The following is a 24,444-nucleotide window of genomic DNA, read 5'->3' on the forward strand; positions in this document are numbered from 1 at the left end:
CGATGTTAAACTCCGACAAAAACGCAGCGCATTTAGATTCAACTCGTCTCTACAAAAAAGCTGCAAGGAAAAAGCTTCTAGTCTTGTTCGCCTTGTCTTTTTTACTCTTAGCCTCATTTATTTATTCTATAGGGATCGGCACAGTCGAAATAAACTTGAAGGACCAACTGATTAGCCAATGGCAGATATTATCCAGTGGAGAACAGTCCGCAAACGAGTACATTTTTTTCCACATTCGACTACCACGAGTACTGATGACAGTCATTACTGGTATCAGTCTAGCTTGTGCCGGAGTATTAATGCAAGCTCTTTTACGCAACCCTTTAGCAAGCCCATTCACCTTAGGAGTTTCCAGCGGGGCAGCGTTTGGTGCAGCTTTATCCATTGTTCTTAGTACAAGCATCCTAGGGGTTAACATTGTATCTAGTGAACGATGGGTAATTGCAGTGAATGCTTTCATATTTGGATGTATAGCTGTGTTTGCCGTTTATGGAATATCCCGTTTAAAAAATGGATCAACAACTGTACTTCTTCTATCCGGGGTAGCCATTGGACAATTATTCTCAGCCGGGGTCTCTTCCTTGCAATATTTCTCCTCAAATGCTGCATTAAAAGACCTTATGGTTTGGTTAATGGGAGGGTTTTGGGGGGCGAGCTGGGAAGTGTTAAATTTTTTAGTTCCATTAGTTTTAGTCACCTTCCTCATACTTTGGAGACTTTCCTGGGACTTGAATGCCCTCTCTTCAGGTGAGGAGATTGCAAAGTCCTTAGGTATAGATATAAAAAAGCTGAGGGTAATGACTTTATTACTTTCCACATTAATAGCCTCTGCCTCCATTGCCTTTACCGGAATTATAGGCTTCATAGGACTTGTAGCTCCTCACATTGGCAGGATGATTATAGGAACAGACACCCGTTTCCTCCTGCCTTGTGCAAGTACCATCGGAGCTATTCTGCTGCTCCTTTCAGATACGCTGGCCAGAACGATTATTTCTCCGATAGAAATACCGGTGGGAATTATTACTTCTGTATTAGGGGCTCCGTTTTTCATCTACCTTCTAATGAGAAAACAGAAAGATTATTGGGCATAGGGGGTATTAAAGCATAATGATCGAAGCCCGCCAACTAACTAACAAAATTGGAGGAAAGACAGTTGTAGATGAGTTCTCCCATTGTTTTGAAACAGGGAAAGTTACTACAATTATCGGTCCAAATGGAGCAGGAAAATCAACCATTTTGAAATCATTAGCAGGAATTTATCCACTTAAGAAACATACCGTTTACATTGAAGATCGAGATATTCTTTCCTGCTCATTAAAAGAAAGAGCACAATTAATTGGTATCGTCCCCCAATTAACAAGTATAACCTTTCCCATGACCGTAATGGATTATGCTCTCTTGGGAAGAAGACCCCATCTAACATGGGGAGTAAGGGAACAAGATCTTAAGATTGTAAATAAAATCCTGAACAGTCTGGAAATCTCAGATTTATCAAATTCTTATTTAGATGAAATTAGCGGAGGAGAAAAGCAAAAAGCATCAATTGCACGAGTGCTAGCTCAAGAAACCTCTATCGTTATGATGGACGAACCCATTTCAGCGCTGGATATCCGTTATCAATTTGAGGTATTAAACTTGGCTAAGTCACTTGCCAAACAGGAAGGATATACCGTGATTCTTGTCCTTCATGATTTAGAATTAGCGGCTAGATTCTCTGATTCTATCATTTTAGTAGACAACGGAAAGAAGTTGATCGCCGGCCCGCCAGAAGCAGTCATTACTAAAGAAACAATGAAACGAGTCTATGGTGTGAATGCAGCCATTCATAGTGAATTACACGGAATAAGAATCTCCGTATTGGGACCAGCATAAAAAGGAGGAAGCGAATGAAACCAACTATCATCCCCCAAATAAATTTCGAAGACGTTTGGCAAGAAGGTATGAAAAACTGGGAAGGCCAGTTGCCAGAAAGAATGATAAGTGATGAAGCTGAAGAATCTTTTTGGAGCACCTTTATGCACAAAAAGAAAGAATCCAACGATTTTGACCTTTTTGCAGCACAATTTTTCCACCGCATTTCTCAATTCATCAGCGGTGAAGATCATGTCCTGGAAATTGGGCCGGGCTGGGGAAATTATACTTTTCCGATGCTTCAACAAGTCCAGTCTTTAACAGTCGTTGATAGTTCGATAGCTGTTTTGGAATATTTAGTTGAAAAATCCCAAGAATACGATAAAAATCTATTAACCGTACACGAAAAATGGGAGAATTTCCACGGGAACCGACTTTACGACATCGTCCTAGGTATTAATTGTTTTTATAGAATGTTTGAAATCAAGCAAGCATTAATAAATATTAATAATCATGCTTCCAAGCGATGTTTAATCGGAATGACTACAGGTCCTTTACAGCCCCATTACCTTGATTTAGAAAACCAATATGGTTATAACATCAAGCATCCAAGAAGAGATTATATTCATTTACTCAACCTGCTTTATGAGCTGGGAATTCGTGCGGATTGTGAATTAGTCCCCTTAAAAAGAGAGTACACCTTTGATTCTTATCCAGAGCTAATAAAAAAATGCTCCAGTAAATTGCTTCATCAAAATTTCCAGGAAGCAGATATAAGTAAATGTATCGATCCTTACATTAGTTTTAAAGAAGGAAAATACCATTATCCTCATCACTTCCATGGGGCTATTATTACATGGAAACCTGTTAAGTTTAATCCAATGAAAACGAAGTAAAAGAAAGAGAACACAAACTACAGCTTGTAGAGAAACTCTATAGTTTTTCTATAAGCTGTTATTATTCCTCTCAAGGCAACTCCCCCCTTCCTCTCCTATAAAAATGGGAGTAACTGTTCGACAAACTGAAAATCCCCCTCAATCAAACGATTGAGGGGGATTTAATCTGATCTGAAAACTAAAGACTTATCAGAAATTTTCCCTTATTTATTTTCTTTCCTATGAAGGTGAACTTCTCTTACAACGTGGCATATCTCTGGAATGATGAGTTTTTCCATTGCTAATTTGACCGCTCCTCTAGAGCCCGGCATAGAAAAAACAGCCGTATCTAGATATACACCTGCAGCAGCTCTGCTCAGAATAGCTGCAGATCCAATATCCTCTAAATAACTAAGCATACGAAAAATCTCACCAAACCCGGTAATCTGCTTCTCGACTAAGTCTTGGACCACTTCGATGGTCACGTCACGCTTAGCTATGCCTGTGCCGCCATTTATTAGAATAACGTCAATTTTCTTATCTAAAGCCCCGGCCTTTACAGCGTCCAAAATGACTTCATAATCATCTGGTACAATTTGATAATCTTTGATAGTGTGGAAGGATTCTTTTAGCAGATTTATAATGAATCTCCCACTCTTGTCTGTCTCCTTTGAACGTGTATCACTAACAGAAATGACTTTGCAATTCACATTTTCAGGTGCTTCTTTTTTGTGCTGAGTAACACTCATTATTTACCCCTTTTCAACAGTAGAGCTGCCAATCAATAGTTAGATCGATGAATAATCTTTCTACCTGGAGTTTTTCACTTCTGCCAAAAGCTCAAGCTGCTTTTCGAGATAAAAGTACTTTATTAAAGAAATATACGCAGAAATAACAGCAGCCGGAAAGTACAATGATCGTCGCGCCTGATGGAATATTAAAAGAATACGACAACCATAATCCTCCAATCGTAAACAGCAGACAAATCCCTACGGAAACGGCCATCATAACGCCCAGGTTTTTAGTAAAAAATTTGGCCGTGGCTGGAGGAGAAGTAATTAATGCAAAAATAAGGACAAACCCGACGACTTGTATCAAAACGACAATGGCTAACCCCAGCAGGATAAAAAGGACATATTCCAAAACATTTACCTTCACACCTTGAACCTTAGCAAAATCTTCATCAAACAAATAAATTTTGTAAGCGTGAAAAAGGACGAGAATGACACTAACCACTAAAACCGTAATGACGATCATAGCTTTAACCTCATAGCTCGGCACAGTTAAAATATTTCCAAATAAATAAGAAGTCAGATCAGGGGGATAACCGTCCATAAATGAAATGAACAGCACACCTAAAGCCATTCCCATTGACCATACTAACCCGACTAGTATATCCGCATTTCTTTTGGCATTTCGACTTAACCGCCCTATACCTAAAGAAGATCCAACAGAAAAAAGCGCGGCTCCTATGAATGGTGGAAAACCGGCCAAATATCCAAGGCCTATCCCCCCAAAAGCAACGTGTGCGATTCCACCGGTAAGCATCAGCATTCGTTTTTCTAAAACAATGGTTCCTATCGTCCCACAAACAACGGAAGTAAGAATAGCCGAAATCAATGCATTCTGAAGATAAGCATAGTGAAAAATGGATTCCCACATACTACCCCTCCCTCCTGTCAAAGCTGTGATGTGTCTTTTCCTGTTCATGATGAGAATGGGGAGTTACCAAGTCTACATGACTTCCGTAGGCAGCAAGTACAGCTTCTTCAGGCATATCAGGATCGCCATGGTAATAAACCTGTTTATTTAAGCAAGCCACCTTTTCCGTATAGCTGGATACAACAGTCGTATCGTGAGAAACAACAATAATCGTCATATCTTTTTGCAAATCCTTTAAGATGTCGTAAATGCTTTGAGTGGAAGCTTTGTCTACACTGGCTGTCGGCTCGTCTAATAATAGAATAGCAGGATGAGATACAAGAGCTCTTGCTACTAGCACGCGCTGCAATTGCCCCCCGGATAATTCTCCTATTTGACGCTTGGCTAAATGGTCGAGCTCAAGCCGGTGAAGAGTATCTTTAACCGCCTGCTTATCTATATTGGAATACCTGTGAAAAAGCCCGATTTTCTTTTGAAACCTGCCTGTCAGTACTAAATCAAATACGGAAATTGGAAAGGATTGATCAAACGCAGCGAATTGAGGAACATAGCCAAGCTTTGTTCCTCGTTTCTCGCGTCCATCCACATTTGTTGTTATCTGCCCCTTGCTGATCGGGATCAGTCCTAACAACGCTTTTAATAAAGTAGATTTGCCCCCGCCATTAGGACCGATGATCGTCAGAAATTCATTCTCTTTAACTGATAAGTTAATATTCTCAAGTGCGGTCACTTGATCATATCTTACCGTTAGGTTTTTCACCTCAATGACGTTTCTCATTTTATTGTTCCAACACCCGTTTGAAGGTATCAGCCATCTTCTCCAGGTTATCAATATAATTAGGATTCAGAGGTGAAATTTGCTCCGTTTGACCGCCGATGGCCTCTGCAACAGCCTCTGCCTGTTTCGAGCTCATTTCCTCTTGATAAAAAATCGTTTTTATATCTTTTTCCTTGGCAAGATCAATTATTTCCTCCATTTTTTTAGGAGCTGCCTCTTTTCCCTCTTCCTGCAGAGGAACCATTTCCAGGTTGTAATCTTCAGCAAAATATCCAAAAGCAGGATGATAGACAATGAAAGTCCGCTGCTCCATTGGTTTCAATGTTTCCTTGATTTGTTGGTCAGCCGCTTCTAATTTTTCCTTATAAGAACTTGCATTTTCCTTATAAAAATCCTCATTATCCGGGTCCAGCTTTACTAATTCTTCCGTAATTTTGTCGACCATCACTTCTACCCGCTTCGGAGACATCCATACGTGAGGATCTCTTTCTCCTGAAGGGAATTGACGTTCTTCATACTTTTCAGCAGCTGCATCAGCCAAGTTCACGACTTCCATATCTTTGTTTAAGTCTTTCTGAGAGAGAATGTTTGCCTCCTCAGTCGGAACACCAATGGAAAAATACGCATCTGCTTCACTAAATTCGTTCATCAATTCAGACGTCGGTTCATAATTTTCCGGGCTGTTACCAGGAGGAATCATGGTCACTACATTGACTTTATCCTCAGCGACTTTCTTCACAAACGTAGCTTCAGGCACAACCGAAACGGCGACCGTTGGCTTTTCCCCGTTTTCGTTATTATGTACCTCTTCCCCCTCTTCGCCTGCAGACTTATCCTCTTCATTATTGGAAGCACACGCACTAAGTACTCCGAAAACCATTAACAGTAAGAACATAAAAAATAACTTCTTCACAAAAATTCACTCCTATAGTCTAATTAAATAGTAATCATTACGAATTATATAATCCTATACATTATTTTGCAAGTCTAAATAAATGGATTCAGAACATTTTTTTCAGAAGCGGAATGATTTTCATAATATAATAGGAAGCTATGTAATCTGTTCAAAGCAAGAGAGAAGTAAACCATTTGCCGGACTACTAAAATTCTTGGGTAAAAAGCTGGAAGCACTTTTCAATTTCCTTAAGGGGCTGTATATTATAGGAAAAGTGATCCTCGTGAAAAAATTAAAAAGGAGCGTGTTTACGACAATGCTGTACATATGGAATATTGAAACAATCATTGATGAGATTGTGCAGAAGCATAACCTGGATATCACCTATGAAATTAATAATAAATTGACTGCTCCGATGAGCTTTAACGTATCTACCAATACCCTCACCTTTAATTACCTCCAAGTAAACGGATATATAAGCAAGATTAAGGTGAAAGAAACTGAGGAAAATCTCGTAAAGATTATCGTTTTCCATGAACTCGGCTACTACTTAACCTTCAAAAAACATAAACACGATCTTAAAACACTGAGGTATGGAGAAGACGATGAAGTAGAAGCTCTGCAAGCTGAAATTGAACGAAATGCATGGGATTATGGGCGGACCTTAGTACCGGAAGAGCTTGTGAATGCGTTTGACCGGGTCCGCGATCAGGATCGTATGCTGCTGCAGGGGTTGTAAGCAAGCGCTGATTCATTGATCTGCCTATTACTTGTTGGAAGAAAAAGGAATCCAATGAAACATCTTATCTCCTTCCTTCTCTTCGAAGCTTTGACTTTCTTTTATAGATGTCTCAAAATAGAGAAGAACGAAGAGGTGAAACGTATGGCAGAAAAAGTTTCTAATACAAGATGGTTCGGCATGGCTCTTAAAGCTCTCCTTGTTTTAGCCAATAACGAAGGCCTTTGCCCCAGTGGTAAACTTGCGGAAAAGCTTGAGTCCAAATCTGAATTTTTAAGAAAGATTCTCACCCACCTTGTTAAGGCCGGTTTAATTCAAGCAAAAGAAGGACGAGACGGTGGGTATTCATTGGTTAAAGCTCCGAGTGAAATTACTCTAGCAGAAGTCTATGAAGCGATGAAGGTGGAGACGTTTCCGAAAGAATTTTTAAGTGTGGAAAGCCAAGAATGCTTCGCCCCCTCCACTAGGGACGCGCTTTGTGAACTCCGTGATGAAATGGAAACGTGGATTCTCGGAGGGTTAGAACAAAAAACCTTAACTGATCTCATGAAGAAATAAATCGAAACCATTTTGGTTTAATTTTCAGCTTGTAGAGAACCCCGTGTTTTCTACAAGTTTTTCTTACCGAAAGGAGCGATGGCCCTTCCTTTTCCGCGGACGAGCTTCCTCGCGAAACCCACGCTCGGCAATCTCGGCTCACTCGTTCTTCCGCAGGAGTGGAAGGTACCTCGACCCTTGGTATGTTTTAAAGACAGAAAAAGACTCTCCTTCACCTCGCTCCCCTTTGCTCGATAGAGTGCAATCTTTTTCATGTGCTGACAGCCAGCGGGCCTCAGCTTTTTCTTTTCCACGCAAACGGCCATAACGCAACTTATGCAGTTCTTTTGAATCTGCAAAGCTACGCTCCACTTTCTCTTTTCTCATTCTATAAATCCATGTTCCCGATATAAAGAATCACTCTTCGGATCGTTCTCACTCCCTTTCACTTCTTTGGTTTTCTGGCACAAGTTCTTCCATCGTTACGATTTCCATTTCATTTTGTCATGCTTTTCTTGATTGAAACCAAAAATCTGGCTGCCGAGATTTTCTCGACAGCTGAAAACGAAACCGACCGTTTATGGCTTCGTTTTTTTTTAACGAGTAACTGTAGTTGACAAAAGAACAGTTATCAACTTATACTGTTCTTGTATTAAATACAGTTTATAAAGGAGACCTGGTTAATGACTCAGAAATCCATGAGCAAAGAAGAATATTTAAATAAAGTCAAAGATCTGGATACAACAAGCGAAGCGCCTAAAGTACTTGAAGACACCGATTTTTTAACAATAGCAAAAGAGCGCCGATCCGTTAGACAATATGATCCGGACTATAAAATCAATGAAAGTGAGATCCGCGAACTGCTGGAAACCGCTATGCTTGCACCGTCCTCTTCCAACCTGCAGCCTTGGAGATTTCTTGTGATTGAGGATCAAAAGGAGAAGGAACGTCTCTCCCCTATTGCCAATGGCCAGCAGCAAATCACTGAGGCTTCTGTCGTGATTGCTGTACTTGGCGATAAAAAGGCCTATAAAAATGCCGATCAAATCTACAGCCAGATAGCTGAAAAAGGCAACATGCCTGAGGATGTGAAGGAAATGTATGTAAACAGCATCCTTGAAAACTACGGAAACTTTCCTGAAGCGAAATTGACGCGCATTGCTATGATCGACGGCGGACTTGTAGCTATGCAGCTTATGCTTGCGGCTAAAGCAAAAGGATATGATACCGTTCCAATGGGAGGGTATGATGAAGCAGAGTTCGTAAAAGCCTTTGATGTTCCAGAGGACTATGAGCCTGTCATGCTGATTTCTCTTGGCAAAGGGACAAAAGCAGGATTTGAAAAAACGAGGCTGCCACTGGATGATGTTGTTCGGTGGAACCACTACTAATCCGGACACAACTAAAGCGCACCCTAAGAAGTAAGCTTACATCCTATCAAATTTAAAGGAGGTCTCTGTTATGAAATACACCGTCATTACAGGAGCAAGTTCAGGAATTGGATATGAAACAGCCAAAGCCTTCGCCGCGCAAGGAAAGAACCTTATTCTTACAGCGAGAAGAGAAGAAAAGCTGAAGGAGTTAACATCCAGCATTCATGAAATCGATTCTTCCCTGGATGTACAACTCCGTATTGCTGACCTTTCTGACAATAGTGAAGTCTACAAATTGTACGACAGCTTAAAAGAGTTTGATATTGAAACGTGGATCAACAATGCGGGCTTCGGAAATTTTGATGCGGTCAGTGACCAGGAACTTCCCAAAATCGAGAAAATGCTTCGCTTGAATAATGAAGCGTTGACGATTCTGTCGAGCCTTTATGCTCGTGACTATCAGGACAAGGAAGGCACCCAGCTGATCAACGTGTCCTCCGGTGGCGGCTACACGATTGTTGCGGATGCGGTCACTTATTGCGCAACGAAATTTTTCGTCAGCTCTTTTACCGAAGGTCTTGCCCAGGAGCTTGAAGCAAAAGGCGCTCAATTGAAAGCGAAAGTACTGGCACCTGCGGCAACAGAAACGGAGTTTGCTAAGCAAGCGATCGATGTTGAGGAATTCAATTACAATGAATCAGTCCCTCAATTTCATACGGCCAAAGAAATGGCTGGTTTTATGATTGACTTGTACAACAGTGACAAGGTCGTCGGAATCGTAGATGGTAATACCTACGAGTTTTTCTTACGTGACCCGATTTATCCTTTTGTATCAAAGTCCTCCACTTCTAATTCGTGAAGCATGCTGTTTATATAAAACGATAGATGCACAATCAAAGAAAGAGACTCCTCAGTAGTTTGGTCAACTAATGAGGAGCCTCCTTCTTGTTGGGTAAAACATTTGATATTCTGGACAGAACCTCCACCCATTTCATAAAAAATCCCTCAGAATGAGCTTGCACAGATTTTTTCCTCATTGACTTACCCAGTAATCTCTATGAATCACAACCTTTTGGCTGCTATCAGCTTTTTTCATAGCCTCTGTGCTTGAAAGCCCCTTAATTTCCAGTAATTGTGTAGAAGTGAAATTCACACTGCCTTTCCCAATCGGCTGTCCCTTTACGTTCACTACCTCTACGACATCATGAATATTAAAGTTACCTAAAATGTTCGTGATCCCGGCAGGCAAAAGACTCTTCCCGTGCTTTAATAGCGCGGTTTCCGCCCCATGATCCACTTCAATTTTCCCTCTGGGAATGGAGTGAAGCGAGAGCCACTGTTTCGCATGATTCATACTGGACTTAGAGCTGTCACCGATATACGTTCCATCCCCTTTTCCAGCGAGAATATCAACCAGTTTTTCCTCCCCTGACCCCGCTCCAATGAATACTTTCACTCCTAAACGTAAGGCTGTTCGTGCGGCTTCTATTTTTGATTTCATCCCGCCGGTACCCACTTTTGATCCGGCTCCAGCAGCACCATTCACTAAATGATCCTCGATCTCATGAAGGAAAGTGTACTTTTTTGCATTTGGATGTGTTCGTGGATTTTGTTCATATATGCCATTGATATCTGTGAGAATCATTAGAAAATCGGCATGCACCAGACCACTGACGAGCGCAGATAACATGTCGTTATCACCAAAGGTCAGTTCATCAACGGCTACGGAGTCATTTTCATTTACAATCGGTATCACATGACGCTTTAAAAGTTCAGCTAAGGTTGCATATGCATTTTGATATTGTTTTTTATGCAGGAAGTTCTGCCTCGTCAGCAGTAATTGTGCGGCAACGATGCCATGTCTTTTAAACTCTTCCGTATATCCTTTTAATAATTGTCCCTGCCCGACAGCTGCCGCTGCTTGTTTTCCAGCAATCGTAACAGGACGTGAGGAATAGCCAAGATCTGTGAATCCGGCTGCAACCGCTCCGGATGAAATTAGAATCACCTCATGCCCATGCTGCTTTAAACGGGCAAGCGCATCTACGTGCTCACGTAGCTTTTCGGTGCTTAACCCTCCATTGGCATTGGTTAAGGAGCTGCTCCCTATTTTGACAACGATCCTTTTCTTGCTCATTGATCATTCACCATCCAAGTTTTATGTAAAAAAAGCCCTTCTTTCCTTCTTCAAAGGACGGAAGAGCATAGTCGTTCCACAGTTTTATCAAAATTCGTTCACCGTGATCCTTACTTTCAATTTTCGCCGTTGAACCTTCTATATTAATACATCATTATGTATGAAACTTAATGAGGAGTCAATGTAAAATCGACTGATTTTTTCGAAAAGTTAAAAAGAAGCCCCGCATAAGCATTCAGCTTAAGTGGAGCCTCTGTTCGTCCCATTTTCTACCCAGCAGGATAGTTATTTCGTGTCTTCATCAAAGTGGACCGTATCTTTTAAATCATTATTTTCTTCTATCGTTTTACTGCTGGCCATCTTTTTCACGAATTCCTTCACGGTCTTCACGTTTATACCGGACTCCCAGTATTCAGCGATTTCGGGTGTCACTTTAACCAGTACAACATTCGGATCATCAGCAGACGTATTCAGTACTTTTTCGACAATCTTATTCCAGTATTCTTTCTTCTTCTTGTCATCCTGGACAAATTCAGCCGTGCCGCTGATGGACACATAGGAGTTCCCCGCATAAGCCAGGTTAACGGCAGGGTTCCGTTCGATATCCCGGTATTTCTCTGTATCCTTTTCGGTAATGAACCAGATCTCTTCCTTGTCCAATTCTACGTCCTTCGTATGCATCGGCCGGGACAAGAGTCTGCCTTCCGGCGATACCGTCGTCAGCATCGCTACCTTCTCATCTTTAATTAAGTCTTTAATCTTCTTGATGGCTTCCTGATTTTCTGAGGTTTGGTCAGACATTGATGTTTCCTCCTTTTTGTCCTTAACAGGAGCTTCTCTTTTTCAAAAGAATAAAGCTGTCTACTATCTATCCAACTTCTTCTCCCTTTTCCCGGAAAGACTCAGCATTACACTTTTCCGACTATAAGCATGAGGAGGGGTTTCACGGACCCTTTTCTTCGCTCAATCAGTATGTATTCCGCCATTCTTCCTCACTTACAAGGTCTCTTAAAAGAGAACTGCTGTGAATAAGGCAGCGATTCCTGCTAATAATCCGTATAACAAGGCTGGAAAAATCGTTTTTCGAATGATATCGCCTTCTTTTCCTGAAAGTCCAACCACAGCACCTGCAGCCACTACATTATGAACACATATCATATTTCCCGCAGCTGCTCCAATCACTTGCAGCGAGAGAATCGTATCTTTCGCGAGCGCTGTCTCTTCTGCAATACTGTATTGGATAGGGGAAAACGTCAGCGTCGACACCGTCGCACTTCCTGTAATAAAGGCACCCAATTCTCCGAGAAATGGAGCTGCGAGCACCCACATGGAACCGAATCCACCAGCCAGGGTTTGAGCTATGTATTGAGGCATGCTGATCAGGTCATTCGCATTCATCCCTGAGTTTGTAAATACTTGGACGAGTGCTAATGTGGCCGCTAAAGCTAACGCTGCATCTTTCATAGAAATTATTGATTCCTTCGCCGCTTTTGAAAAATTAAGGAGAGATTTCCGTTGAATCACTACCGCTGCCACCGCAGCAAACACGAGCACAGAGCCTGGGGAGTACAGGACTTGCCACTTGGACGTAATCTCATCGACACCGAGGATATTCGTCCACGTCAAATCCACCCAATTTAATGTGAAATTTTTTACGTCAGGAACAATTCTAGTGATAAGCAACAACCCGACAATCATCAAGTAAGGAGCCCAAGCCGTTAACAATCCCATGCTGGAAGCTTTTTCTTCTACGACAAAATCCTCTTGAAGAGCATCCTGCCACGAAGACTTTGGCAGTAAAAACCCTTTCTTTGCTGTAAATGTTGCGACGACTAATCCAGTAAGTGAGGCTAAGATAGCAACAAACTCGTGACCGAACAATACAGCATAGAGAAATGCTGATAAAGTGTAAGTTAGTCCTATGAATAAAGTCCATGGAAGCATCTCCATTGCATCTTTCCAACCTTTTTTCTTCCCGAAGAATACCGTCAATACGACCACGAGAATGAACGGGATAAACGTACCGGCAAATAAATCAAAAAATGCAATTTGAGCCCCTATCTCTTGATAAAAGGATAACCCTGCCTCCGGTAAATTACTTAGCCCCACTTGAATCGGAGTTCCTACCGCTCCAAAAGACACGGCTGAACTATCTGCGATGAGAGCAATGGCCGCTGCTGCCATTGGTGTAAATCCTAAGGCAACCATCAATGGTCCGGTTACAGCTGCTGGAGTACCAAATCCTGCAGCACCTTCAATTAACGCCCCGAATAAAAAAGCTACAATTACAATTTGTACACGCATATCTGTTGATATATTTCTAAACCCTTGATTAATACGGTTCACCGCGCCTGTATGGCGAAGTGTATTCAACAAGACAATGGCTCCAAACAAAATAAACAAGATCGTCAACGTTTTATGAGCCCCTTGCAGAACCGATGCGGCAATGGCATCCGTTTTCATTCCCCACACGAATGAGGATAATGCAATAACAATCAACGCACTTATGAACATACCCTTCTTAGCTGACATTCGAAGGAGCACTAAAAAAATGAACGGAGCCAAAATTGCACTCAAAGCGACTAGTAATAACATGAACATCCCTCAACTTTCATAGATTCATAATCTGTTAGCGCTTTCAAAAAAATAAGTAATAAAACATCTGATGACCTGTCGTTTCATTTTATACATAATTCACTTGCTGTGACAAGAATACTTTTTGAACTAGAAAACCTTTTGCGCTCGATCTTCCTCTCCTCTTTCTTAATGAAACTAGCAAACTTCTATCCTTGTGTATTTATTATTTAAGGAGGGTAAACGTTCCTGCCGGTCGTATGTCCATTCATTTATGAAATGCCTTTGAAAAAATCTCTAAAAAATTCAGCTTCCTTGATTTAAGTCAATGAAACTCTTCTTCACACAAAATACAATAGTTATGAAATCAAATTCGAGGAGGTTGTTTTATGAAAGCAAGGAGAACAACTCACCAAACCATGCAGCAGAAAGCAGCAATCTTTTCTGGGATCGCATTACTGGTCATGACATTGGCGGCTTTTTTTGCCCAAGGCTATGTTCACAGTTCATTGGTCGTTGAGGGAGATGCGGTAACTACATTAAAAAACATCCAAGCATCTCAATCGTTGTTTCGTCTTGAGGTACTTGGATGGATGATCATTGTCATTGCGGATGTAGTAGTAGCCTGGGGTTTTTATGTGTTCTTGAAGCCGTTTCATCGTAGTTACGCCTTATTAGCCGGTGGGCTTCGATTACTTTACACAGCAATTCTGGCGATTGCGGTGGCACAGCTTTTTACAGCCGCTCGTATTGGTCAACAATCAGTGTCAGGAATATCGTCGGATACTTCAGCCCTGCAGGCTATGAGTTCACTCACAGCTTTTGAAGCCATCTGGTCATTAGGATTAATCATTTTTGGGCTTCATCTTATCTCCGTTGGCTTGGTAACAATGAATACAAAAAAGATCCCAAAAGTCATCAGCATTCTAGTCATTTTAGCGGGCATCAGCTACTCGCTGATTCATTTCATGTACAATTTCGTGCCACAGATGGAAAGTTTTACAGGTCTGCTGGAATTAATTCTTATGGCTCCCATGTTGATAGGTGAATTAGGCTTTGGTATATGGTTATTGGTGAAAGGAAGGAAATTGACTATGGACTACTACTAATCAACAATCCTGAGGTGGCTGGCTGCTGACCGTTTCTTAATACGGCTTAAAGATTCCGGCTTAATTCCAAGGTAGCTTGCGAGTTGGTACTGGGGAACACGATCAACTAAATCTGGTCTTTTTGCCATCAAGGCTTGATATCGCTCTTCTGGTGTCGAAGAGATAAAAGAGGAGAAATCATCCCTCATAGCACCCATATCTGCTTGAATCATTTTGCGAGTCATCGCTTCTAACACCGGATGCATGTCGTAAGCTTCCTGTTCTGTAGACAAATCACCTGCAACCAGTGTACAGTCTTCCAAACAGCTAAGAGAATATGGAGAAACTTTATCAGGAGTATGCTGATTAAAGATCGTTACACTTTGCTCTTCCGTAAAGAAATTATAAGTATTCTCATTTCCATTTGCATCGACAGCGTACTGCCGGACACACCCTTGTAAAACAAAATAGCATTTATGGGGAACATCTCCTTGATGTAAAAGGATCGTTCCTTTCTTAAAAGCAGCAACTGGAACATCTTCTGTCAGTTTTACTAATTCTGATTCACTGAGGTCGGAAAAACGTTTCATATACTGGATTAGAACATCTTTCACAGTATTCACCTCCCTTATTAAGAATTGTTATTTATTCTTCTATTATAGCAAGATTTATCAGGGATAGGCTGTTGGAGGTGGGGATAAAGTGAACCATTGATCTCATGTTTTAATCCATTTAATATATGCAATCCATTAGTGTTCATGATAGAGTGACGAAACTATTAAAAATGGAGTCACAATCCCTTTGGATAACAGAGGTGGTTAATCATAAGAAAAAGTTGGTTAAATTTTGCATAAGGCATTAATAATGTAGGTTTTGGAAGTTTGATTGTAAAAAATTATGTATTATAGAAGTAGAGTAAATAGTATAACGGGCTCAGCTATAATAGCTCGTGTTTATTACGGATCCGTACACTCAATGAACAAAGAAGCAAGGCAGATTCAGTAATTATTTATACTAGGAGGAGATACGTTTGGACTTGTTTTTATTTATTTCGGTAATTGTTGGTTTAACTTTTATTTTTTTATATTTTGTACTCCAGTTTGACTTTAAAAAGAAGAAATTAGAGGTCGAAGAAAAAAGACTAGAATTGGAAAAGCAAAAGTTTGAACACGAGAAAGAATGTCAAGATCAAGGAGAAAAAGAGCTTTAAAAAGATAACCATTTTATGTATAAATGCTGTTGTCCTAATAATGCTTCTATTACTAAAAAAGGGAAAAGCGATTAAAGTGATCTCGCTCGTCCCTTTTCATTTCTCCATTGATTTACTTTTTCTCCGAAGCTGCTTCTTCCACTGGCAAAAAGTCGAAAATTTCTCCTGACTCGATGGAATCGACCAGCCGCTCGAGCCACTTGCAGTATTTCCGGTAGTCTTCAAGCTGTTCATAATCAACCTTCGCTCTTTCTATCGTCTCTTCATCTGCTTCCTCGTCGTCCATCACCTGCTGAAGAATCCCTTCTGCATAATCAATCGCAGAGAGGTTCAGCTTGGCTTCCCGCTCCCACTTGTTTCCATAAAAGTGAGAGAAATATTTAAAAAAGTTCTTCTCCGCTATAAAGGAATCCTTGCGCGAGCTTTTCTGCCACACTTTTTTGACAATGCTGATCTCCTGAAGATTCCGCACAGCAATACTCATGCTCGGTTTACTCATTCCAAGATCATCTTTCATGTCATCGAGCGTCATTGGCTGATGCTTGAAGTACATCCTTGCGAATAATCGTCCTGTTGAAGGAGTGATTCCATACAAGTCCATCGTTTCGGCAATCGAATTGACGACGGCTCCTTCCGCCTCTTCAATCAGTTCTTCTGACTTTTTTTCCAAAGAACCGCCTCCACTTCTTTTGGTTCTTTTATTTTAAACATTTATTTTATTTAATATAATTTTATCACTTTCCGATCTTACTATACCATAAATCGAAATCAGGAGCATACACAACGCCCCTGATTTCGTATCGTTTCGTCATTCAGTTATCAGTCTTTTACAGTGCCGGCATCAGCTGGATGAACTCCGTGCTGGTAATATTCAAGGTGCTCAGGTTCAAGCGGTTTTTGACCACGAATGATGTCCGCAGCTTTTTCTGCAAGCATGAGTACCGGAGCGTGGATGTTTCCGTTTGTAACGTAAGGCATAGCCGAAGCGTCAACAACGCGCAGGTTGTCTAGACCATGAACTTTCATCGTCTTCGGATCTACGACTGCCATTGGATCGGATGCCGGTCCCATTTTTGCTGTACAGCTTGGGTGAAGGGCGGTTTCCGCATCTTCGGCAACCCAGTCGAGGATCTCCTCTTCGGTCTGAACGGAGGATCCCGGTGAAATTTCTCCACCATTATAAGGCTTCATCGCCGGCTGGGCCATGATTTCACGAGTCACGCGTACAGCTTCAACCCATTCGCGTCTGTCCTGTTCCGTTGAAAGGTAGTTGTACACCATGCTTGGATGGGCTTTTGGATCATTCGATTGAATTTTTAACGAGCCGCGGGCATCAGAGTACATCGGTCCGATGTGAACCTGGAACCCGTGATCGACTGCTGCTTTCTGTCCGTCGTAGCGCACAGCTACCGGCAGGAAGTGATACATCAGGTTCGGATAGTCGACATCGTCGTTCGAACGGGCGAAACCGCCGCCTTCAAAGTGATTCGTAGCCGCTGGCCCTTTCCGACCTAGTAACCACTGCAATCCAATCAACGGCATCCGCGCTTTGTTTAGGTTCGGCTGCTCAGATACTGGCAGCGGACAGGAATGCTGAACGTAAACTTCAAGGTGGTCCTGAAGGTTTTCACCTACACCAGGAAGGTTTACTTTCGGCGTAACGCCTACTGAACGAAGATGTTCTGGATCACCGACTCCGGAAATTTGAAGAAGCTGCGGCGTGTTGATCGCACCTCCGGAAAGGATGACTTCTCCTGCTTTTACGTAGTGCTCTTTTCCGTTTCGTTTATACGTCAAACCACGGGCTGTATCGCCATCGATATCGATATGCTGTACGAATGCACGCGTTTTTACCGTAAGATTCCTGCGCTTCATCGCCGGGTGCAAGTATGCTCGTGATGCGGACATGCGGCGGCCTTTGTAGACGTGCTTATCGAACGGCCCAAAACCTTCCTGACGAAAACCGTTTACATCAGCCGTACGGGAATGACCCGCTTCGACAGCTGCGTTGAAGAAAGCTTGGAACAGCGGATTCGTCGCCGGACCTTTCTCCAATTTTATGGGACCATCATGGCCGCGGTAGGGATCATCTTTTTCCGTTCCGAGCGCGTTCTCCAGACGTTTGAAGTAAGGAAGGCAGTGAGCGAAATTCCACGTGTCCATGCCTTCGTCAGCACCCCAGCGCTCATAGTCCTTCGGGTTGCCCCGCTGATAAATCATGCCGTTGATTGAGCTTGAACCACCAAGGACTTTGCCGCGGGCATGCTTAATCCGGCGGCCATTCATGTAAGGCTCAGGATCGGACTCATATTTCCAGTCATAGAGAGATTTCCCTGCAGGGAACGGCAGCGCTGCAGGCATTTGAATCAACAAGTCCCACGCATAGTCTTTGCGTCCCGCTTCCAATACAAGTACACTTTTCTTTCCGTCTTCACTCAGCCGGTCGCCCAAGATCGATCCCGCACTTCCGGCGCCAATTACAACAATATCGTATGCTTCACTCATAGGTAGAACCCCCTCAGAATTTATCAAATTTTATCGTCATCGTTTACTTGAACCAGTGGATCGGTTCAGGCTTCACGTTACGGAAAATGTGCTTCGTTTCTGTATATTCTTCTAGTCCAGGTTTGCCGAGCTCACGACCGATCCCGGATTGTTTGTATCCGCCCCAAGGTGCCTGTGCAAAGTAAGGGTGGAAATCATTGATCCAAACAGTACCCATGCGCATACTAGCTGCCGCACGTTCCGCTTTATCGATATCAGTCGTGAACACCGCACCGGCAAGTCCGTAAATCGAATCATTTGCCAGATTCACTGCTTCTTCTTCTGTCTGGAAACGCTCGACGGTTAGCACCGGGCCGAACACTTCCTCCTGTACGACTCTCATATCAGACGTGCATTCTGTAAAAATCGTCGGCAGGTAGAAAAAGCCGTCCTGAAGCTCTGGATCTTCCGGGCGTGCTCCTCCGACAAGCAGCTTCGCACCTTCCTGCTTCCCGATTTCTACATACTTTTCGACTTTGTCACGATGCTCAGCAGTGATAAGCGGTCCGGACTGGGTATCTTCTTTGAATCCGTCCCCTAGTTTAATCCGCTTCGCACGCTCCTTGAGTTCTTCCACAAAACGGTCGTGGATGGAATCTTCAATGATCAGTCTCGCTCCTGCAGAACAAACCTGCCCGGCATGGAAAAAGACGGCGTTCAGCGCCTGGTCGACAGCTGTTTCGAAATCCGCATCAGCGAATACGACGTTCGGATTCTTCCCGCCAAGTTCGAGCGCAATTTTCTTCACGTTTCCGCTCGCTGTCTGCATAATTTTCTTTCCGGTTTCAATCCCGCCAGTGAAAGAAATTAGATCGACCTTCTCACTCTCTGCCAGTTCGTTGCCTACGGTTGCACCCGTTCCTAGCACGAGATTGACAACTCCTTCAGGGAACCCTGTTTCTTCCATTAATTCTGTAACTTTAACAGTCGTTAGTGGAGTGATTTCACTAGGCTTAATAACGATCGTGTTTCCTGCCGCCAATGCCGGCGCGATTTTCCATGTTGCTTGAAGCAGCGGATAGTTCCAAGGTGTGATTTGACCGCACACACCGACCGGTTCGCGAACGACTTTACTTTGACTGTCCGGGATCGGTGATTCAATCACTTCGCCGCCATCTTTATCCGCAAGACCTGCAAAGTAGCGGAATACTCCTGCGATATCTTCCATGTCCGCGCGGCTCTCTTCCATTGTTTTTCCTGTATCGAGCGTTTCGAGTTCGGCAAGTTCTTCTTTATCCCGTTCAATCAGCTCTGCAATGCGGAGAACTTTCTGTCCGCGCTCCGCTCCCGGGGTGTCTTTCCACTCGCCGTTGTCAAAAGCTTCTCTTGCTGCAGCGATGGCGAGCTTCGCATCTTCGGCATCCCCTTCAGCCACAGTCGCAACAACTTCCTGGTTGTACGGATTGATGATCTCTCTTGAGTTTCCGGATTGGGCGTCTACCCATGCTCCATTAATAAACATTTGTTTCATTATTGTACCTCCTCGTTTGTTGTTTCGTTTATTTTATTTAATTTTTTTAAAACGTTTTGAATAATTTTTATGCTATCATAGAGATTTTATGTTGTAAACAACTCCTGCTCATTCTTTTTTAGTGTCAGCACTGCGAAAATCTCTAAACTGGTCGAACCGCAGCTCCCTCTCTCACTTTTTATAATTCTGTCTATCCCTTGCCGCTATAAGTCTGAGCCGCAATTCCCCCTGAAATGTGAGTTGACAAACATTTATTCTACGTTAAGGTAATAGACGTTGACTGTTTAATATTTATTAAACGTTTTAATTTTATTAACTAGAACCGGTTCTAGTGGAGTTTCTACTTTTTTAAAATCGATCTGTTTACCTTTTAACAGATTCGCAGCAAAACAAATAAATCAAAGGAGTGATTGCGTGCAACCTCAACCATCTGCAAAGCCAGACAGGGAGCAGGACAAAAAAAAGCAGGAGACTAACGCTCAAAAAGCAGGATTATGGGGATTTTTAGGTTTACTTCTCATCGTCGCACTATATGTAGGATTTACAGGGAACGATGTGAAGTGGGGAGCATTGGCATTTATGTTTATCTCCTATGCTGTCATCTTCTACATCGGATCCATCACCGCCGGGAAGAAATCGGACAGCGCCAATGATATGATGGTCGCCGGACGATCAATGCCGCTGTGGATCGCCATGTTCACGATGACCGCGACATGGGTCGGCGGCGGATATATTGCAGGAACAGCCGAGACGACGTTCGCATCAGGTATTGTCTGGGCTCAGGCACCTTGGGGGTATGGACTCAGCCTTATTATTGGAGGTATTTTCTACGCCCGTAAAATGAGAAGGTACGAGTTCACGACGATGCTCGACCCACTGGAAGTACGTTTCGGAAAAAAAGTTGCAGGGGTTCTTTACCTGCCTGCACTCTTAGGAGAACTATTCTGGAGTGCTGCAATTCTCGTTGCTCTTGGAACAACGTTCGGCCTGATTCTCGGACTGGACTTCACCACATCCATCATCATCTCCGCTATTATTGCCATTGCCTATACATTTGTTGGAGGTATGTGGTCCGTTGCTCTCACCGACGTAGCCCAAATCATCATGATTATCGTCGGACTATTCCTCGTCGTTCCATTTGCACTCTCTGAAGTCGGTGGACTCGGTCAAGCTTGGGGAGCCTACAAAGAAGGCATGGCCGGATTTACGAATCTCTTCCCGCCGCTCAATGGCTGGAGTGATCCGGACTGGGGAAATTCTTACTGGAACTGGTGGGACTATGCATTGCTGCTCATTTTCGGGGGTATTCCTTGGCAGGTGTATTTCCAAAGGGTTCTTTCCTCGAAAAATGAAAATACAGCGATGTGGCTCTCCATTGCAGCCGGGATCCTCTGTATTGTTCTTGCCGTACCGGCCGTTATGATCGGTGTCGCAGGTTTCTCTGCTGACTGGGCGAGCTACGGAACAGAAGGCCCTGGAGCCGCTTCCGAAATTCTCGCTTACGTCATCAACTATATGTCACCATACGGCATTGCAATCGTCGCACTCGGAGCCGTAGCAGCAGCGGTCATGTCATCGATGGACTCTTCCATTCTTTCCGCATCTTCCATGGCAGCATGGAACATTTTCCGCCCGCTAGTGAAACCGAAAGCGACTGGAAAAGACATTAAGCGTACGATACGCGTATCTATTATCATTATTGGACTCTCAGCAACCATCGTCGCCCTAAATATCGACAGTGTGTACACGCTCTGGTATCTGTGTGCTGACCTCGTCTACTGTATGTTATTCCCGCAGCTGACGACAGCACTGTTTGATAAAAAAGCCAACACCTACGGAGCGATCGCAGGACTTTGCGTTTCCTTCTTCCTTCGTTTAGGAGGAGGCGAAGCAGCTCTCGGATTGCCGGCATTTCTTCCGTATCCAATGGTCGAAGACGGCGTCGTCCTCTTCCCATTCCGTACGCTTGCGATGGTATGCGGACTGCTTACCATCATCATCGTTTCCCGTCTTACCCAGAAGGCTTGCCCACCACAGCCGCTGCGGAAGTTGAAAACGGAAATGAAAGAAGAATAGATTTTACAAACGGGCCGCTCTTTATAAAGAAGAGCGGCCCGTTTTTTGTTTGAGATGAGGGATTGGGGTTAGTCTTTCTCTTTCCTTTATTTATCCTCATTTAAGAAGAGAGCAAAGGTAATGATTCATAGATGGTTTAGATATCTGCAGATGAAAATAAACTCTTCAAAAGTCTCTGAACTATTGAAGAGCTTATTCAGTTTATGTTTACTATTAAATTCTAGTTGAAGGAATAATAACTCTCCTGATGAAAAGGTTTTAGGTGTACATCATGCCGCCTATTCACTCGCATAGTAGTCTATTGGATTGTTTAGTAAAATACTATTTTCATTTTTCTTAAGATTTATTTCTTCTTTAAAGGGTTGAGACTCTGTTTGATTTTAAATCTATCCGTTCTTTCTTATTTATTAAATCACTACCATAACTATGAGAATACTGATATATAAACTACTATTCCAGCTTTTTTACCCTTTGCCTTTTCGATTCCGGATATATTCTGGACTAAGAATTTTCCCCCAACTAGTAGAGAGGCTTTTCATCATAGTGAGTTTTTTTGTGTCATTTTCTAATAAGTAGTGTCAGCATCCATAAAAAAATCATTAAAAGCATAATACTGTCACGTGCTTGCAAGTAATGGTAAGAAGAAAGAAAATTTTTCTTATCTTAAAAGTGCTTTCTCTAAAGTAACAACTATGCTAGAAAGTCGAGAACCCGCTTGATTACAAGTTTCGTCGCCTCTGCATCGTAAGACGGTAAACTGCTGTCGGTGAAGAGATGTTCCTTACCTTCGTACAAAAAAAGTTCAGCGTGATTGGCTGAATCGACAAGGTCACGGGCAGCGTTGATGTCGCCATCTTCAACGAAGAAAGGATCTGCATTCATAGCGTGAATTTGCACAGGCAAGTCGATCGGCCACTGTGATTCGAACTCCGAGGTCGGTAGACATGCATGAAAAAACAAAGCACCACTGGCTCCTTCACGAGTTTGAGCGAGCTGCTGTGCTGCCGGGACACCGAGTGAAAAACCAGCATACACGACATCGCGTGGAAGCTCGCTGGCTGCCTGAACGGCGCGTGCCCTCACTTCTTCAAACCCGATTTCCTTAACAAAGCCCAAGCCTTCCTCAAGCGAGGAAAATATGCGACCATCAATTAAATCTGGGACGTGCACAGTATGCCCCGAATCTCTCAGTTGATCAGCGATTGCTTCAATCCCCTTCGTTCGTCCTAAAACATGGTGTAACAATAAAATTTCTGCCATCGTTCATCCTCCTATCTTCTAATTCATATGTCTATGTTTCGTCAAGATAGCTTGTTTGACCTGCCAGAACAATACAACTAAGAAATATCCAACTAATAAAAGCCACCGATTGCTTTATTAAATAATTCTGCCCAATCATAACGAGAACATCCGACAAACTGAAATAGATTGATTCGTAAAAAAAATGTAGCGACGGACTAGGAACTCGAAAGACCTAGACTGCCGCTGCTTTTCTGTGCAAACGCAATTCGATTAGTGTAATCTACTTTAGGAGACAAGGTCATCTAACCTTCTGGTAAACGAGACCTATGGCTCCAGAATCAAATGTCTTGTTTTCAATAAGTTTAAGATTGATCTTCTCCTTGAGACCTTGGAATAACGGCAACCCGCTGCCAATTAGGACGGGTGAAACCGTAATTTTATACTCATCTATTAAATCAAGCTGCATAAGGTAGTGTGCGAACCTAGGACTACCGAGGATGACCATATCCTTGCCTGGCTGCTGTTTGAGGTTCTTGATCTCTTCCTTTACATTTACTTTCACCAGTCTGGAATTGTTCCACTCAACTTTCTCAAGGGTCCTGGAAAAAACGATTTTCGATGTCTTTTCGATCCACTCGGCATGATCCCGTTCATGCTGCGAAGCAGATGGTTTTGAAGACACAGATGGCCAGTAATTGTGCATCATCTGATAAGTTCCACGTCCCCAAATAACAGTGTCGGCAGTACTCAGAATTTCTTTCGCGTGTTTCTCCAATTCAGCATCGTAGGAAATCCAGCCAATGTCCATTTGACCGTTCGGCCCTTCTACAAAACCATCAAGCGATGCGTGTAGAAATAGTACGAGCTTTCTCATTTTCAGTTCTCCTTTGTTCATAATATTTTTGAATTAGATATTTAAAAGGGTGCATATAATGTAGTTTATGATTTGAGTTGCTTTCACCATATTGCTCCTCACCGTAGAATGAACTACTTAGGTTAGAAAGTTTTATTTTCAAAAATACCACCTTCTTTCATTACTAACACCTCCAAAGTGATAATAATATCCTCTTTAGCTTTGCTGCTCCGTCTTAAACTCCTAATTGCTAAATTCCATCCTCTCCTCCCTTCATTAAATTCCTTCTATAATCAGACCTATATCCCCTTCATTTTCTAAATTAACACTTGTTCTCTCGAAACTGAGTCTTCCACAATCCTGCCGTACACTTGAAAAGTCAGTTTCGGGATAACCTTGTCACTTAATAACAATTATTTCAAACTCAGCCCTTTGCCACATGCATCTCTAACAAATTTAAGGACAAAAGAAAAGCCTCCCAAAAGTTTATAAACTCTTGAGAGGCTTGCAAATTTAGTAAACGGTATTGATCCCAGTCA

General features: G+C 42.6%; 23 protein-coding genes and 1 pseudogene. 10 read left to right on the top strand and 14 right to left on the bottom strand.

The window, feature by feature from the left end:
• The first annotated feature begins 2 nt into the window (after positions 1 to 2).
• Genes MUN89_RS21065 through MUN89_RS21075 form a run of 3 tightly spaced genes read left to right on the top strand, consistent with a single transcriptional unit; the run spans position 3 to position 2,747 of the window.
• Positions 3 to 1,091: a FecCD family ABC transporter permease gene (locus tag MUN89_RS21065; protein ID WP_244710152.1), complete on the top strand. Its 1,089-nt coding sequence runs from the start codon at positions 3 to 5 to the stop codon at positions 1,089 to 1,091.
• Positions 1,092 to 1,107: 16 nt separating this feature from the next.
• Entirely contained in the window at positions 1,108 to 1,872 is a 765-nt protein-coding gene (locus tag MUN89_RS21070) for an ABC transporter ATP-binding protein (protein WP_244710154.1), read from the top strand.
• A gap of 14 nt (positions 1,873 to 1,886) precedes the next feature.
• Positions 1,887 to 2,747 (top strand): class I SAM-dependent methyltransferase, encoded by an 861-nt coding sequence (locus tag MUN89_RS21075; protein WP_244710156.1) that lies wholly within the window; start codon positions 1,887 to 1,889, stop codon positions 2,745 to 2,747.
• Positions 2,748 to 2,950: 203 nt separating this feature from the next.
• On the opposite strand, the gene MUN89_RS21080 is transcribed toward MUN89_RS21075, so the two are convergent.
• From MUN89_RS21080 to MUN89_RS21095, 4 genes are all read right to left on the bottom strand, one after another.
• Complete coding sequence (locus MUN89_RS21080; RefSeq protein WP_244710158.1) at positions 2,951 to 3,475, bottom strand: MogA/MoaB family molybdenum cofactor biosynthesis protein; 525 nt, start codon at positions 3,473 to 3,475, stop codon at positions 2,951 to 2,953.
• Between the two features lie 91 nt (positions 3,476 to 3,566).
• Positions 3,567 to 4,388, bottom strand: coding sequence for a metal ABC transporter permease (locus MUN89_RS21085; RefSeq protein ID WP_244710160.1), 822 nt, complete (start codon positions 4,386 to 4,388; stop codon positions 3,567 to 3,569).
• A 1-nt stretch (position 4,389) separates the two neighbouring features.
• A complete protein-coding gene (locus tag MUN89_RS21090; RefSeq protein WP_244710162.1) occupies positions 4,390 to 5,148 on the bottom strand; it encodes a metal ABC transporter ATP-binding protein in 759 nt (252 codons plus the stop codon).
• A 19-nt stretch (positions 5,149 to 5,167) separates the two neighbouring features.
• Positions 5,168 to 6,079, bottom strand: a complete 912-nt coding sequence (locus tag MUN89_RS21095) for a metal ABC transporter solute-binding protein, Zn/Mn family (protein ID WP_244710164.1) — start codon at positions 6,077 to 6,079, stop codon at positions 5,168 to 5,170.
• 286 nt (positions 6,080 to 6,365) lie between these two features.
• Between MUN89_RS21095 and MUN89_RS21100 the strand changes: the two genes are divergently transcribed.
• Both MUN89_RS21100 and MUN89_RS21105 read left to right on the top strand, forming a co-directional pair.
• The gene (locus MUN89_RS21100; protein ID WP_318036104.1) at positions 6,366 to 6,800 is read left to right on the top strand and encodes a hypothetical protein; all 435 of its coding nucleotides are present in this window, start codon (positions 6,366 to 6,368) and stop codon (positions 6,798 to 6,800) included.
• Between the two features lie 144 nt (positions 6,801 to 6,944).
• Positions 6,945 to 7,358 (top strand): RrF2 family transcriptional regulator, encoded by a 414-nt coding sequence (locus MUN89_RS21105; protein WP_244710166.1) that lies wholly within the window; start codon positions 6,945 to 6,947, stop codon positions 7,356 to 7,358.
• A 236-nt stretch (positions 7,359 to 7,594) separates the two neighbouring features.
• On the opposite strand, the pseudogene MUN89_RS22150 reads toward MUN89_RS21105, so the two are convergent.
• Positions 7,595 to 7,742 (bottom strand): annotated as a pseudogene (locus MUN89_RS22150) (IS5/IS1182 family transposase); the annotation flags it as partial.
• Positions 7,743 to 8,020: 278 nt separating this feature from the next.
• Here MUN89_RS22150 and MUN89_RS21115 point away from each other — a divergent pair.
• Positions 8,021 to 8,728 (top strand): nitroreductase family protein, encoded by a 708-nt coding sequence (locus MUN89_RS21115; RefSeq protein WP_244710168.1) that lies wholly within the window; start codon positions 8,021 to 8,023, stop codon positions 8,726 to 8,728.
• Positions 8,729 to 8,798: 70 nt separating this feature from the next.
• A complete protein-coding gene (locus MUN89_RS21120) occupies positions 8,799 to 9,569 on the top strand; it encodes an SDR family NAD(P)-dependent oxidoreductase (RefSeq protein WP_244710170.1) in 771 nt (256 codons plus the stop codon).
• Between the two features lie 174 nt (positions 9,570 to 9,743).
• Here MUN89_RS21120 and proB read toward each other — a convergent pair whose 3' ends face one another.
• From proB to MUN89_RS21135, 3 genes are all read right to left on the bottom strand, one after another.
• A complete protein-coding gene (gene proB / locus MUN89_RS21125) occupies positions 9,744 to 10,847 on the bottom strand; it encodes a glutamate 5-kinase (RefSeq protein WP_244710172.1) in 1,104 nt (367 codons plus the stop codon).
• A gap of 285 nt (positions 10,848 to 11,132) precedes the next feature.
• Complete coding sequence (locus MUN89_RS21130; protein WP_244710174.1) at positions 11,133 to 11,648, bottom strand: pyridoxamine 5'-phosphate oxidase family protein; 516 nt, start codon at positions 11,646 to 11,648, stop codon at positions 11,133 to 11,135.
• Between the two features lie 207 nt (positions 11,649 to 11,855).
• The gene (locus tag MUN89_RS21135) at positions 11,856 to 13,442 is read right to left on the bottom strand and encodes an L-lactate permease (RefSeq protein WP_244710176.1); all 1,587 of its coding nucleotides are present in this window, start codon (positions 13,440 to 13,442) and stop codon (positions 11,856 to 11,858) included.
• Positions 13,443 to 13,810: 368 nt separating this feature from the next.
• Here MUN89_RS21135 and MUN89_RS21140 point away from each other — a divergent pair, with 368 nt between their 5' ends.
• Positions 13,811 to 14,530, top strand: a complete 720-nt coding sequence (locus MUN89_RS21140) for a DUF4386 domain-containing protein (RefSeq protein WP_244710178.1) — start codon at positions 13,811 to 13,813, stop codon at positions 14,528 to 14,530.
• Here the strand turns inward: MUN89_RS21140 and MUN89_RS21145 are convergent.
• Positions 14,527 to 15,123, bottom strand: coding sequence for a Crp/Fnr family transcriptional regulator (locus MUN89_RS21145; RefSeq protein ID WP_244710180.1), 597 nt, complete (start codon positions 15,121 to 15,123; stop codon positions 14,527 to 14,529). The genes MUN89_RS21140 and MUN89_RS21145 overlap by 4 nt on opposite strands.
• Positions 15,124 to 15,539: 416 nt before the next feature.
• Here MUN89_RS21145 and MUN89_RS21150 point away from each other — a divergent pair, with 416 nt between their 5' ends.
• On the top strand, positions 15,540 to 15,719 hold the full coding sequence (locus tag MUN89_RS21150; protein WP_244710181.1) for a hypothetical protein: 180 nt from the start codon (positions 15,540 to 15,542) through the stop codon (positions 15,717 to 15,719).
• Between the two features lie 112 nt (positions 15,720 to 15,831).
• Here the strand turns inward: MUN89_RS21150 and cudC are convergent, their stop codons facing one another.
• The 3 genes from cudC to betB all read right to left on the bottom strand — a co-directional run bounded on the left by cudC (position 15,832) and on the right by betB (position 19,734).
• Positions 15,832 to 16,389, bottom strand: coding sequence for a choline uptake/conversion transcriptional regulator CudC (cudC, locus tag MUN89_RS21155; protein ID WP_244710183.1), 558 nt, complete (start codon positions 16,387 to 16,389; stop codon positions 15,832 to 15,834).
• 149 nt (positions 16,390 to 16,538) lie between these two features.
• Complete coding sequence (betA, locus tag MUN89_RS21160) at positions 16,539 to 18,224, bottom strand: choline dehydrogenase (RefSeq protein WP_244710185.1); 1,686 nt, start codon at positions 18,222 to 18,224, stop codon at positions 16,539 to 16,541.
• Positions 18,225 to 18,267: 43 nt separating this feature from the next.
• Positions 18,268 to 19,734: a betaine-aldehyde dehydrogenase gene (gene betB / locus MUN89_RS21165; protein ID WP_396266064.1), complete on the bottom strand. Its 1,467-nt coding sequence runs from the start codon at positions 19,732 to 19,734 to the stop codon at positions 18,268 to 18,270.
• A gap of 414 nt (positions 19,735 to 20,148) precedes the next feature.
• On the opposite strand from betB, the gene MUN89_RS21170 reads away from it, so the two are divergent.
• Entirely contained in the window at positions 20,149 to 21,810 is a 1,662-nt protein-coding gene (locus MUN89_RS21170) for a high affinity choline transporter 1 (RefSeq protein WP_396266065.1), read from the top strand.
• A gap of 690 nt (positions 21,811 to 22,500) precedes the next feature.
• Here the strand turns inward: MUN89_RS21170 and MUN89_RS21175 are convergent.
• Together MUN89_RS21175 and MUN89_RS21180 are read right to left on the bottom strand one after the other, a co-directional pair.
• The gene (locus MUN89_RS21175; protein WP_244710187.1) at positions 22,501 to 23,070 is read right to left on the bottom strand and encodes a dienelactone hydrolase family protein; all 570 of its coding nucleotides are present in this window, start codon (positions 23,068 to 23,070) and stop codon (positions 22,501 to 22,503) included.
• Between the two features lie 280 nt (positions 23,071 to 23,350).
• Entirely contained in the window at positions 23,351 to 23,926 is a 576-nt protein-coding gene (locus MUN89_RS21180) for a dihydrofolate reductase family protein (protein ID WP_244710189.1), read from the bottom strand.
• Between the last annotated feature and the right edge of the window lie 518 nt (positions 23,927 to 24,444).

The organism is Halobacillus salinarum (assembly GCF_022919095.1).
Lineage (GTDB): Bacteria > Bacillota > Bacilli > Bacillales > Halobacillaceae > Halobacillus_B > Halobacillus_B salinarum.